Genomic DNA, 13,055 nt, shown 5'->3' on the forward strand with positions numbered 1-13,055 from the left:
CGCCCTGATGCTGACGGATCTCGAAATCGCGGGGCTGGGGCTCATCGACCGGCTCAGCCTGCCGCTGTCGCCCGGCCTGAACGTCCTGACGGGTGAGACCGGTGCCGGCAAGACGATGGTCGTCACCGGCCTGCAGTGGCTGCTCGGTGGCCGGGCCGACAAGGAGAAGGTTCGAGCAGGCGCAGATTCCGCACTCCTGCAGGCGCGCATCGAACCCGTGCCCGATGCGGCTGCGGAGTGGGCCGATGACGACGACGCCCTCATCGTCACCCGCGAGGTGGGCGGCAAGGGTGCGGATGGCAGCCCAACGGGGCGGTCGCGGGCCCGCGTCGGCAGCCAGTTGGCGCCCGTGTCCGTCCTCGCGGAGATCCTGGGTGGCGTCGTCGAGGTGCACTCCCAGCACGAGTCCATCCGGATGGCCGATGGCGACGTCCAGCGCGAGCTGCTCGATCGCTTCGGCGGGGCCGACATCGCCACAATCCGCGCGCGATACGATGCTGCGTACGCGGCCTGGCGTGCCGCCGCCACTCGCCTCGAGGACGCAGAGGTGGCCGCTCGTGACGGCGCGCGTGAGGCCGACCGGCTGCGGGTCGAGGTCAGCGAGATCGACGAGGTCGACCCGGCCGCCGGCGAAGAGGATCAACTGGATGCTGACATCGCGCGACTGCAGTACGTGGAGGATCTTCGCGACGGGGCAGCGGTTGCGGCTGAGGCCGTCACGGCCGACGACGGTGCACGGGACCTGCTCGGCACTGCGGTCGCGGCGCTCAGGCCGGTCGCCGAACACGACCTGCACCTCCAGGACCTGCTCGAACGTCTCGAGACGGCCAGCGTGGAGGTGCAGGAACTCGGCTTCGATCTGGCCGGATACGCCGAGGACCTCGAGTCCGATCCCGAGGCCCTGCAGACCGCCCTCGGCCGCCGCGCCGCCATCGGTCGCCTGCTGCGGAAGTACGGACCCGCAACCACAGACGTCCGAGCCTACGTCTCGCAGGCCCGTGAGCGACTCAGCCTGATCGACGGCGGTGAGGAACGCCTCGAGGAGCTGCGGTCGGAACTCAGGGCAGTTGCCGAGACCCTTCACACGGTTGGCGGGCAGCTGCGGGCCGCCAGGCGCAAGGCCGGCAATCGTCTGGCCAAGGCCATCGACGGGCACCTGTCCGAGCTCGCCATGCAACACGCGAGGACCCGGATCGAGGTCTCGGACATCCAGCCTGGTCCACACGGCTGCGACCGCATCGAGTTCCTCCTGTCCGCCAACCGCGGGCAACCTGCACTCCCGCTGGGGAGCGCGGCCAGTGGCGGTGAGCGCAGTCGCGTGGCGCTGGCGGTCAAGGTGGCGCTGGCGGACGCCGACGACACCGCGGTCATGGTCTTCGACGAGGTCGACGCCGGCATCGGCGGAGAGACGGCGCTCGCCGTGGGTCGCAAGCTGGCCCGGCTGGCTGAGGGTCGGCAGGTCCTGTGTGTCACCCACCTGGCCCAACTCGCCGCGTTCGCGGATTCCCACCACGTCATCAGCAAGCACACCAGGGGGGCGACCACGGCCACGGCGATCACCAGCCTCGACGAGCACGAGCGCGCGGCAGAACTCTCACGAATGTTGTCGGGGGACAGGCAGTCCGACGCGGCACTGACCCACGCACAGGAACTGCTCGATCAGGCCGCCAGCCTTCGCTGACCTGTCCAGAAGGCCGATTCGGACACCCCGGTTGAGGTGTCGACGACTGTTACCGTGCGGCATCAGCCAGGCGGACCGGCTGACGCTGCCTGCGTTCACGGCCTCCTCCACGTCCTACCAGACCCCCTCCAACGCTTGAGTACCTCGACCGACTTCAGCACGCTCGGCCGGCTCGGAACAACTGCCGGTCGACCGCGCCGAGCACCTTTCTCCGGTGCACGGCAGTCAGGTGACTCGCCTCGCGCGACTCGCCGCCGCCGATCCGGGGGAGCGGTGACGGCCGGCGTGCCGACGCCGTACCTGGTCGGTGCAGCGGTGGGCATCCTCGTCCTGGTGCTGTGGATCGCCGGCCTCCTCGTCGGCGCGCAGACGTCGGACATGAACAGCGTCGCGGTCGCCGAAGCCAGCCTGTCGCCGGAGCTCGAAGCGACGCTTCGCGGTGACGCTGCTGTCGCCCAGCCGACCGACTCCGTCGCACTGGTCCCGGGGGGCGGGGGAGCGGCGCGGGCGGTCGATGCCCCGGCCTTCGCAGCGATCGACGACGTGGCCCTCCAGTTGCCCGTGGTTGGTGCCGGAGGCGTCATCTTCGGGGAGGCACCGACCCCGTCGGCGCTGGCCCTCACCCCGGTCGGCGAACTCGGGCGCAACAACAATCCCGAAGGCTTCGTCGCCCCCGAGAGCTTCCAGGGCCCCGAGTACACGGTGCGAGCGCCCGTGACCGGTGTCCGACCCGCGACCGGTCTGGCAACCATCCTGGCCGCCCCACGGACGCAACTGCTCGCTCCAGTGGCGGGAACGGTCGAGGCAGCCATCACCTACGACGCCGACGGAACCCAGCTCACGCAGATCAGCATCCGCCCGGACGGCCGCGATGACCTGTTCGTCGTCCTCCGCGGCCTGGCCAGCACATCGCTGCAGCCGGGTGACCGCGTCGAGTCTGGCGTCACCCCGGTCGGAGTCGTCGGCTCGGGCACCTTGGACGACCAGGAGTTGAACCCTCTGGCCCTGCCGGCCGCGACCCTTCAGGTCCAGCCGGCGGTCACTGAGACCGGCGCTCAGGTACTCACGCCCGGGGCAGCTGCCGTGGGTGATTTGACCGGCTGATCCCGCCTGCTACGTTGGCCCAGGCCACGTTTTCCTTGCGGCCCGGCACGACACATCGCGCACGTGGACATCCAGGTGGTTCACCAGGTCCAAGGAGAACACTGATGGCGAAGCACATCCTTGTCACCGGGGGCGTGTCGTCCTCACTCGGCAAGGGCATCACCGCCGCCTCGCTGGGCCGTCTGCTCACGGCGCGCGGTCTGCGGGTGACCATGCAGAAGCTGGACCCCTACGTCAACGTCGACCCGGGGACGATGAACCCGTTCCAGCACGGCGAGGTGTTCGTCACCCACGACGGCGGGGAGACCGACCTCGACCTGGGTCACTACGAGCGCTTCATCGACGTTCAACTGCCGCGCCAGGCCAGTGTCTCGACCGGTCAGATCTACTCCACCGTCATCGCGAAGGAGCGCAAGGGCGATTACATGGGGGAGACGGTCCAGGTCGTCCCGCACATCACCAACGAGATCAAGAAGCGGATCCTCGAGCTGGCCGACGAGGTCGACGTCGTCATCTCGGAGGTTGGAGGGACCGTCGGTGACATCGAGGGGCTGCCGTTCCTCGAGGCGATCCGCCAGATCCGCTACGACGTCGGCCGCGAGAACATCTGCTACGTGCACTGCGCGCTGGTGCCCTTCATCGGACCCACGAAGGAGCTGAAGACAAAACCGGCGCAGCACTCCGTCCGCGAACTGCGCTCGATCGGGATCCAACCGGACGCACTGGTCTGCCGCGCGGACCGTCCCATTCCGCTGGAACTCAAGCGCAAGATCGCGATGCTGTCCGACATCGACCTCGACGGCGTCGTCAGCGCGCACGACGCCCACTCCATCTACGCCGTCCCAGCCGTCCTGCAGGAGGAGGGGTTGGACCAGTTCGTCGTCCGTCGGCTGGGGCTCGACCCCAAGGTCGAGCCGGACATGACCGAGTGGAACGCGATGGTCTCGCGGCTCGAGAACCCCAAGGAGATCGTGCGCATCGGCCTGGTCGGCAAGTACGTGTCTCTGCCGGACGCCTACCTCTCCGTGGTCGAGTCGCTGGACCACGCCGGCATCCACCATCAGGTCGACGTGGACATCCAGTGGGTGCAGTCAGACGAGTTGGTGAACCGCTCCGTTGCGGAGGAGAAGTTGGCCAACCTGGACGGCATCCTCATTCCGGGCGGGTTCGGCATCCGCGGTGTGGAGGGCAAGATCAACGCCGGCCGGTGTGCCAGGGAGCGACAGATCCCCTACCTGGGCATCTGCTTGGGCCTGCAGACGGCCGTGATCGAGTTCGCCCGCAATGTGCTCGGCCTACCGGAGGCCCACTCCTCGGAGTTCGACGCGGACACGCCCGACCCGGTCATCGCCCTGATGGAGGAGCAGCGCGACGTCACCGATCTGGGCGGCACCATGCGGCTGGGGATCTATCCCTGCAAGCTGACGCCCGGGACGAAGTCGGAGGCGGCCTACGGCCAGAACTTCGTCTACGAGCGACACCGGCACCGCTGGGAGGTCGCCAACAAGTACCGGTCGCGGCTCGAGGCCGCGGGCATGGTGCTCTCGGGCCTCTCACCCAACGACAGGCTGGTCGAGATGATCGAGTTGGCCGACCATCCCTGGTTCGTCGCCACCCAGGCGCACCCGGAGTTCCTCTCGCGACCGAATCGGCCGCACCCGCTGTTCCGGGACTTCGTCGGCGCCGCCTTGGACCGGATGCTGGCTCGCCAGGGTCGGCTGCCGAACGTCAACCCGCCACCCGTTACGGTGTCGTGAACGAACCGTTCACGGTCGAGTCATCCGAAACCGTCTTCGAGTCGCGCTGGACCACGATCCGACGCGACCAGGTCCGGATGCCGGACGGTAGTTCGGCGCTGCGCGAGATCGCCGAGCACCTCTCCGCGGTTGGTGTGGTCCCGATCGACGGGGACGACAACGTGGTCATGCTGCGGCAGTACCGGCACGCCTTCGGCGACCACTTCCTCGAGATCCCAGCCGGGGTGCTCGATGTCGCCGACGAGGAACGGGTCGCAGCCGTGCGGCGGGAACTGGTGGAGGAGGTTGCGCTCCACGCCGACAGCGTGCAGGAGCTCCTGACGTTCACCAACTCAGCCGGCTGGACCACCGAGACGACAACCGTCTACCTGGCCACCGATCTGCAGCCCACCGAACGGCCGGCCGACTTCGTGTTGGAGGCCGAGGAGGCCGACATGACCGTCGTCCGGATTCCCCTGGATGAGGCGGTCAGGATGGTGCACGAGGGTGAGATCGTGGACGCCAAGACCGTCATCGGCCTGCTGGCCGCATGGACCCAGCTGGATGGGGTTATGTCAAGCTAGATGGGCTAGGCTCAGACGACACCGACGTGTCGCACGAATCGAGACCCGCCAGTGCTTCCCCCGCACGCTGAGAGCTACCTGGACCACCTCGCCGCCGAGCGAGGCCTGTCCGAGCACAGCCTGGCGGCCTATCGGCGTGACCTGCGGCTCTACGGCACCTACCTCGAGTTGGAGGGCATCGGGTCGCCCGTCGGTGCCGATACCGAGGACGTGACGGGTTTCGTGGCCTGGCTGCGCTCACAGCAGACCTCACGCGGCAAGCCGTACGCCAAGGCCTCCATCGCCCGGACGCTCGTGGCCGTCCGTGGACTGCACCGGTACCTGGTGAAGGAGGGCATCACCGACGTCGACACCTCCACGGAGCTCAGTGCACCGCGGCCCGGCCGCACCCTGCCCGACACCCTCACCCAGGCTCAGGTCGACGACCTGCTGGCCCAGGCCGAGGGTGGGGAGCCGGCGGACCTCCGCGACCTGGCGATGCTGGAGCTGCTCTACTCCGCCGGACTGCGGATCACCGAGCTGATCTCGCTCGACGTCGATGATGTCGATGTGGTGGACATGACGGTCCGCTGCCTCGGGAAGGGCTCCCGAGAGCGGGTGGTCCCGATCGGACGGATGGCCACGCAGGCGGTGAAGCGGTGGCTGGGCGACGGCCGACCCGAGATGGCCCCGCGCGGCCCGACGCTGTTCTGCAACACCCGCGGTGGCCGGCTGACTCGGCAGGGTGGCTGGAAGATCGTCAAACGCCGCGCTGATGCGGCGGGGCTCGGCGACGCGGTGAGCCCGCACACCCTCCGACACTCCTTCGCCACCCACCTGATCGAGGGAGGCGCTGACATCCGCGTCGTCCAGGAGCTGCTGGGCCACTCGAGTGTCAACACCACACAGGTCTACACCCACACCAGCCACGCACGCCTGCGGGCGCTGTACGACCGCGCGCATCCGCGTGCCACCATGGCCGATGCTGACGCTGCCGCGGGCACCGTCGCCGGCGCAAGCCCCACGACCCCGACACGACAGGACACGGCCGGATGAACCCCGTTGCGTTGATCGAGCGGAAGCGGGACGGCGGCGAGCTGTCCCAATCGGAGTATGCGGCCTTCATCTCCGGCTACCTGGACGGCGAGCAGGTGCAGGAGGGCCAGATGGCGGCCCTGCTCATGGCCGGCGTCATCCAGGGCTTCTCCGTGCAGGAGGCCAAGGCCCTCACCGAGGTTCTCCTCGACTCCGGCGACCGGCTCGATCTGGCACAGCTGCGAGGACCGACGGTGGACAAGCACTCAACCGGAGGGGTCGGGGACGGCACCACGTTGGTGGTCGCCCCGCTGCTGGCCGCCGCCGGGCTGCAGGTCGTGAAGCTGAGCGGCCGGGGACTGGGCCACACCGGTGGGACGCTCGACAAGCTGGAGTCGATCCCGGGCATGCAGGTGCAGCTCCCCCTCGACCGGATCACCGAGATCGCCGAGGAGGTCGGCTGCGTCGTGGCCGCCCAGACCGCCGACCTGGTACCGGCGGACAAGGCCTTGTACGCCCTCCGTGATGTGACCGGGACCGTTCCCAGCATGGCACTGATCGCCTCGTCGGTGATGTCGAAGAAGCTGGCCAGCGGTGCGGGGACCATCGTCCTCGACGTCAAGGCGGGTGACGGTGCGTTCATGGAGACTGCCGCGGCGGCCCGTGAGCTGGCGGAGCTCTGCGTGTCCATCGGGGCCGGGGCAGGGCGGAACACCCGGGCGATCGTCTCGGACATGAGCACGCCGCTCGGGGTCGGCATCGGCAACGGATTGGAGGTGGCGGAGGTCGTGGAGACGCTCGCCGCACCCCCCGAGGGGCGGTTCGCCGAGGTGTGTCTGAAGCTCGCGTCGCTGGCCGCCTCGCAAGCGGAGGGCATCAGCGAGCGTGAGGCCCACGACCGACTGGTCAGCCTGTGGACCGACGGGTCGGCGCTCGAGACCCTGCAGCTGATGATCCAGGCCCAGGGCGGCGACCCGGCCGTGTGCCAGCGGCCGCGCGAGGTCCTGCCGTCCGCTCCCGTCCAGGTGCGGGTGACCGCCGCACGGACTGGAACGATCGCACGCATCCCCGCCCGCGCCGTGGGACTGCTGTCGATGCAGTTGGGAGCCGGACGGGTCCAGTCGACCGACGACGTCGATCCGGCGGTGGGCATCGACCTGCAGACCGGCGAGGGGGCCAGCGTTGAGCAGGGGCAGGTCCTGGCCGTCGTGCACGCTCGGACCGACGCCGACGCCGAGGCGGTGGTTGCGCGCCTCGGGGACCTGATCGAGATCGGGGACGACGGCGAACCGGCGCCGACCGTCCTCCACGTCATCTGAGAGTCCTCTCGATAGACTCAGGAGGTCCCATGTCGGCCACCTACCACGTCTCCGTCTCGGCCTTCGAAGGGCCCTTCGACCTGCTGTTGCACCTGATCGCGCGGCGCAAGGTCGACATCTACGAGGTGTCGATCGCCGAGATCACTGATGACTACCTGGCAGTGCTCGCGCAGATGGACACGGTCGACCTGGGCGTGACCACGGAGTTCCTGGTGGTCGCGGCCACCCTCGTCGAGCTCAAGGCCGCCCGTCTGCTGCCGACGGAGGACGATCCCGAGCTCGACGAGTTGGCGCTCGAGGCTCGTGACCTGCTGTACGCGCGGCTGCTGGACTACCGCACGTTCCGGGAGGCGGCCTTCCATCTGCGTGAGCGCCTCGACACATTCGGCGGCTACGTGGCGCGCGAGGTGTCGATGGAACCGCAGTTCGCCGGCTTGAACCCGGATGCCGTGCTCGGCGTGGATCCGACGGGCCTGGCGCTGATCGCCGCCCGCGCGTTCGCCGAGCAGCCCGACACCGCGATCGACCTGTCGCACATCCAGCCGGTCCGGATGACCGTCCGGGAGGCGGCCGGGATGATCCTGGACGAGCTGAGCCGCGGCGACGGCCCACTCTCCTTCGACGAGTTGACCGCCGGCTGCCGACACGTGGCCGAGGTGGTGGTCCACTTCCTGGCCTGCCTGGAGCTGTACAAGCTGGAGCACGTGGACCTCGAGCAGGAGGGCAACTTCGGATCCCTGCGGATCACCTGGACACCGGAGGCGGCCGACGCACTCGGTGGCGCCTACCCCTCCTTCGAGCTCGAGACCTACGACGCCGTCCCCGTCGAGACGACGGAGCCGTCATGAGCGGATCGGAGACTGGCGCGGCGCCAGCGGCCGCGAGCGCCGAGCTGGCGCGGTCGGATGAGGATCCCTCGAGCACCGAGTTGCGGCTGGAGCCTGAACTCCGCAAGGCGCTCGAGGCCATCCTGCTGGTCGTGGATGAGCCGGTCGATGTCGAGTCCCTCGCCCAGGTGCTGGAGGTCCCGCCCGGCGATGTCGAGGACGGACTGCTGGCCCTGGCCGCGGAGTACATCGATGATGGCCGAGGGTTCGTGCTGCGCCGGGTCGGCGGTGGCTGGCGGATGTACACCGACCCCGGGGCCGCCCGCTACGTCGAGCAGTTCGTGCTGCACGGCCGGACCGGGCGGCTCAGTCAGGCAGCCCTCGAGACCCTCGCGATCGTGGCCTACAAGCAGCCGGTGACCCGGTCGGCCATCTCCGAGATCCGCGGGGTCGACGCCGACGCCGGGGTCCGAAAGCTGGTGAGCCGCGGACTGGTCGAGGAGATCGGACGTGAGGACTCGCCGGGGCAGCCGCTGCTGTACGGCACGACCAGCTCGTTCCTGGAGAAGCTCGGCCTCGACTCGCTGGACGATCTACCTGCGCTCCCGGACCTGAGCCCCGGCGGGCCACCCCCGCCGGAACCCGCGCCTGGCGGGTACAAGGCCGCTCGCAAGGAGCTGATCAGCCTGGAGGAGCACGACGGCGCTGTCGCCGGAAATTCGGCCGTGGTCGACCGCGGACTGGACGGTCCCGAGGACGAGGAGATCGACCGCATTCTCTCGTCACCCACGCCCAAGCCGGGGGAGCGGCTGACCGCACTGCTGGAGGACCCGTTCGACGATCACGCTGACGATGACGTGGGCGCCGACGGCGACGGCGACATCGAGGCGGATGCCGAGGACCGGGACGGTGCCACCGATGGCACGTGAGCGAGTCCAGAAGGTCCTGGCCGCCGCTGGCCTCGGAAGCCGTCGGGTCAGCGAAGGGCTGATCGCCGAGGGCCGCGTCACCGTCAACGGCGATGTCATCACCTTGGGCGACCGGGCAGACCCGTCGACGGACGTCATCGCAGTGGACGGCGAACGGGTCCACGTCAACACGGACCTGGTCTACCTGCTGCTGAACAAGCCGCTGGGCTGCGTGACCACCGCCGACGACCCCGAGGGCCGGCCCACCGTCCTCGACCTGGTGCCGCCGACTCCACGCGTCTTCCCCATCGGGCGACTGGACCAGAACACCTCCGGACTGCTGCTGCTCACCAACGACGGCGAGTTGGCACACCGGGTTACCCACCCGCGGTACGAGGTGCCCAAGACCTACATGGTCCAGGTCAGCGGACCGATCCCCAAGCACACGCTGAACCAGCTGACCAGTGGGGTGATGCTGGACGACGGCATCGCCCGGGCACGTTCCGCCAAGGTCAAGGTCGCGGACCAGACCCGCTCCCTGCTCGAACTGGTGCTGACCGAAGGGCGCAAGCGCGAAGTCCGCCGCATGATGCAGGCCGTCGGGCTCAACCTCGAGGCGCTGGTCCGGACCCGGGTGGGTCCCATCCATCTGGGGGACATCAAGCCGTCCAAGGTCCGTCCACTCAACGGCAAGGAAGTCCGCGAGCTCTACGCCGCCGTCGGCCTGGACGGCCGACCGGATCGCGAGTCCGCCCGCTCATGAGCAGCCACGACACGGTCCGGGTGGCACTCATCGGGACCGGCCTGATCGGCGCGTCCCTGGGTCTGGCGCTGGCGGAGGTCGAGGAGGTCGGCAGCGTCATCGGCTTCGACGTCGACGCCGAGCAACTGGCCCAGGCCAAGGCCATGGGCGCCATCACCGACACCGCCGACACCGCCGAGGCCGCCGCCGAAGCTGCGGACGTGGTCGTGCTGGCAGTCCCGCCCTCGCACATCCCCTCGGTGGCCGAGCAGATCGCGGATCACCTTCGACCCGGGACCATCCTCACCGACGTCGGCAGCGTCAAGGCTGAGGTCGTGGCAGCCATGGAGCGTGCTGCTCCTGACGGCGTCCACGTCGTCGGCGGTCACCCCATGGCCGGGTCACACGAGCACGGGGCGGCCCACGCGTCGGGGACCATGTTCGTCGGGGCCACCTACCTCCTCACCCCCACACCCCGCACCGACGCGGCGGCGATGCAACGCCTGAACACCCTGATCGAGGCCATCGGCGCCCGGGTCGTCGTCGTCGACACCGAGGCCCACGACCTGCTGGTCGCCATCGTCAGCCATCTGCCGCAGCTCACCGCGACGACCCTGATGAGCCTGGCGGCCGAGCGGGCGCGACGACAGGACGCCCGGCTGCTGCTCCTCGCTGGAGGAGGATTCCGGGACGCCACCCGCGTGGCCGCCAGCAACCCCGCGATGTGGCTCGACATCTGTCGTGACAACCGCGAGGCCATCGTGGCGGTGCTCGACGAGTACGCCGCCCGGATCGGCCAGCTCCGCATGATGCTGTTCGAGGGCGATGAGGACCGCCTGGTGAGCCTGCTGACGGATGCGCGGGAGGCTCGTCGGTCCTTGCCGGGCAAGGAGAGCGTCTCCGGTCAACTGGTCGAGCTCCGGATCCCCATCCCCGACCGGCCCGGCGCGATCGCGGAGATCACCACCACGGTCAGCGACCTCGGCGTGAACATCGAAGATCTGGGCATCGAACACGCACCGGACGGTCGTGGCGGGACGATGCGCCTGGCCGTCAACGGTCTGCAGGCCGCCGGCACCGCTCATGCGGCCTTGGAGCAGCACGGCTACGAGGTCATCGAGCGGCGTCCGTGAGCCACGCCTACCCCGAGCGGCTGGAGGTCGTTCCCACCGGGCCGCTCCAGGGGGTCGTGCGCGCACCAGGCTCGAAGAGCGTCACGAATCGCCTGCTGCTGATGGCCACCCTGGCATCGGGGACATCGCGGCTCCGTGGGCCGCTGGACAGCGACGACTCTGCCGCGATGCGCGACCTCGTGACCGCTCTTGGCGCCACGATCGACCACGGTCCGGAGGCTGCTGCGCCGACGGGAGACGGCCACGCCGCGCCATTCTGGGACATCATCGGGGTTGGCGGGCAGCCGACGGCCCCAGCCCAGCCGATCGACTGCCGGCTCTCCGGCACCACGATCCGCTTCGGCACCGCGGTGGCCGCGCTGGCCCCATCGCCGGTGACCTTGACGGGCGACCGGCCGCTGCGGGCTCGACCGCTCGGTGCGCTGACCGCGGCGCTGCACACCCTGGGTGCGAGGATCGAGGGCGGGCCGCCGTCGTACCCGCCGGTCACCATCGGTGGCGGGTTGCAGGGCGGCGCCGTCACCGTTGATGCCAGCGGGTCCTCGCAGTTCGTGAGCGCGGTCCTCCTGGCCGCCCCCTACGCGGCCACCGATGTCCACATCACCGCCGAGGGCAGCTTCCCGGCCGCCTATGTCGACCTGACGGCCGAGACCATGCGGCGGTGGGGGGCCGTGGTCGAGCGGCCCGACGAGCGGTCCTGGCTGGTTCGAGCCGGAGTGACCTATCAGGCGCGGACGGTTGATGTCGAGTACGACGCCTCGGCGGCAGCACACCTCTATGGGTTGGCAGCTGCGACCGGCGGTCGCGTGACCATCCCCGGTGTCACCCCCTCGGTCCAGCCCGACTCCCAGATCGGACCGGTCCTCGAGCGGTTCGGCGCCATGGTCGAGCACGCCGGGGATCGGGTGACCGTCAACGCGCCCGCGACGCTGCGGCCGGGCGGGCAGATCCATCTGGCTGCCATGCCGGACCAGGTCACCACCGTCTCCGCCTTGGCCGCACTGGCACCCGGGGTCACCGAGATCACCGGTGTCGAGGTCGTCCGTGGCCACGAGACCGACCGTCTGGCTGCCCTGGCAACCGAGTTGGCCAAGCTCGGCACCACGATCTCCGAGCGCCCGGACGGCCTGGTCATCGACGGCCGCACCACGACGGGAGGGCCGGCGACCCTGGACACCTACCACGACCACCGGTTGGCGATGGCCTTCGCCGCCGTCGCCGCACGCCTGCCCGGCGTCACGATCAACCAGCCGGGCTGTGTCGCCAAGACGTTCCCCGGATTCTGGGACGCCCTGGTGGGGTTGGGCGGGGAGGTTGGGCCAGGGTGAGCCGCCCACCGGTTGTTGCCATCGACGGGCCCGCGGGTTCCGGCAAGTCCACGGCCGCCAAGGCACTTGCCGACCGGCTCGGTGTTCCCCACATCGACACGGGGGCCTACTACCGGGCAGCCGCTCTGGCGGTCATGCGAGCGGGTGTGGATCCCCAGACCGCCTCAGCTGACGCGATCTCCGACATCGTCCGAGCGGTGTCGATCGACCGCATGGGCGGGCGCACCCTGCTCGACGGGCAGGACGTGGAGGCCGAGATCCGCGGAGAGGCCGTCACCGCCCACGTCAGCGCGGTCGCCCGCGTGCAGTCCGTCCGAGACCAGCTGCTCGCCGCCCAACAGGCGGGGATCGAGCGGGACGGCGGCGTGATCGAGGGCCGCGATGCGGCCACTCGCGTGGCACCCACGGCAGACGTCAAGGTCTGGCTGGATGCCGACGTCGAAGAGCGTGCTCGGCGGCGCGCCAGCCAGGCGGGTGAGGCCGACCGCGTCGACTTCCACGCCGACGACCTGGCCCGACGGGACAGCGCGGACGCCGCGCAGATGGAGGTGGCCGCAGACGCGATCGTCCTGGACACCACCCGCATGGCACCGGACGAGGTCGTCGACGCCGTCGTCGAGCTCGTCACGGCTCGTCGGTGATGTGGTTGGGCGTGACGCGGCCCTTCGGTGACATGGTG

General features: G+C 69.8%; 12 protein-coding genes. All 12 read left to right on the plus strand.

Annotated features, from left to right (window positions below; translation table 11 throughout):
* Positions 1-7: 7 nt before the first annotated feature.
* The 12 genes from recN to cmk all read left to right on the plus strand — a co-directional run bounded on the left by recN (position 8) and on the right by cmk (position 13,017).
* Entirely contained in the window at positions 8-1,681 is a 1,674-nt protein-coding gene (recN, locus tag C1746_RS17465) for a DNA repair protein RecN (protein ID WP_116716037.1), read from the plus strand.
* Positions 1,682-1,954: 273 nt separating this feature from the next.
* Positions 1,955-2,785, plus strand: coding sequence for a hypothetical protein (locus tag C1746_RS17470; protein ID WP_116716038.1), 831 nt, complete (start codon positions 1,955-1,957; stop codon positions 2,783-2,785).
* Between the two features lie 104 nt (positions 2,786-2,889).
* Positions 2,890-4,542: a CTP synthase gene (locus tag C1746_RS17475; RefSeq protein WP_116716039.1), complete on the plus strand. Its 1,653-nt coding sequence runs from the start codon at positions 2,890-2,892 to the stop codon at positions 4,540-4,542.
* Positions 4,539-5,105 carry an NUDIX domain-containing protein gene (locus tag C1746_RS17480; protein ID WP_116716040.1) on the plus strand — a complete coding sequence of 189 codons (567 nt, stop codon included), beginning with the start codon at positions 4,539-4,541 and terminating at the stop codon, positions 5,103-5,105. The genes C1746_RS17475 and C1746_RS17480 overlap by 4 nt, the downstream gene beginning before the upstream one ends.
* Positions 5,106-5,156: 51 nt before the next feature.
* On the plus strand, positions 5,157-6,140 hold the full coding sequence (gene xerD / locus C1746_RS17485; protein ID WP_116716041.1) for a site-specific tyrosine recombinase XerD: 984 nt from the start codon (positions 5,157-5,159) through the stop codon (positions 6,138-6,140).
* Positions 6,137-7,438: a thymidine phosphorylase gene (locus C1746_RS17490; protein ID WP_116716042.1), complete on the plus strand. Its 1,302-nt coding sequence runs from the start codon at positions 6,137-6,139 to the stop codon at positions 7,436-7,438. Before xerD ends, C1746_RS17490 begins: the two co-directional genes overlap by 4 nt.
* 29 nt (positions 7,439-7,467) lie before the next feature.
* Positions 7,468-8,286 carry a segregation and condensation protein A gene (locus C1746_RS17495; protein ID WP_116716043.1) on the plus strand — a complete coding sequence of 273 codons (819 nt, stop codon included), beginning with the start codon at positions 7,468-7,470 and terminating at the stop codon, positions 8,284-8,286.
* Positions 8,283-9,194 carry an SMC-Scp complex subunit ScpB gene (scpB, locus tag C1746_RS17500; protein ID WP_116716044.1) on the plus strand — a complete coding sequence of 304 codons (912 nt, stop codon included), beginning with the start codon at positions 8,283-8,285 and terminating at the stop codon, positions 9,192-9,194. Before C1746_RS17495 ends, scpB begins: the two co-directional genes overlap by 4 nt.
* The gene (locus tag C1746_RS17505) at positions 9,184-9,936 is read left to right on the plus strand and encodes a pseudouridine synthase (protein ID WP_205711966.1); all 753 of its coding nucleotides are present in this window, start codon (positions 9,184-9,186) and stop codon (positions 9,934-9,936) included. The genes scpB and C1746_RS17505 overlap by 11 nt, the downstream gene beginning before the upstream one ends.
* A complete protein-coding gene (locus C1746_RS17510) occupies positions 9,933-11,048 on the plus strand; it encodes a prephenate dehydrogenase (protein WP_116716046.1) in 1,116 nt (371 codons plus the stop codon). The genes C1746_RS17505 and C1746_RS17510 overlap by 4 nt, the downstream gene beginning before the upstream one ends.
* Positions 11,045-12,376 carry a 3-phosphoshikimate 1-carboxyvinyltransferase gene (gene aroA / locus C1746_RS17515; protein WP_116716047.1) on the plus strand — a complete coding sequence of 444 codons (1,332 nt, stop codon included), beginning with the start codon at positions 11,045-11,047 and terminating at the stop codon, positions 12,374-12,376. The genes C1746_RS17510 and aroA overlap by 4 nt, the downstream gene beginning before the upstream one ends.
* The gene (cmk, locus tag C1746_RS17520; RefSeq protein WP_116716048.1) at positions 12,373-13,017 is read left to right on the plus strand and encodes a (d)CMP kinase; all 645 of its coding nucleotides are present in this window, start codon (positions 12,373-12,375) and stop codon (positions 13,015-13,017) included. The genes aroA and cmk overlap by 4 nt, the downstream gene beginning before the upstream one ends.
* Positions 13,018-13,055: the final 38 nt, after the last annotated feature.

The sequence above is a fragment of the Euzebya tangerina genome, assembly GCF_003074135.1.
Lineage (GTDB): Bacteria > Actinomycetota > Nitriliruptoria > Euzebyales > Euzebyaceae > Euzebya > Euzebya tangerina.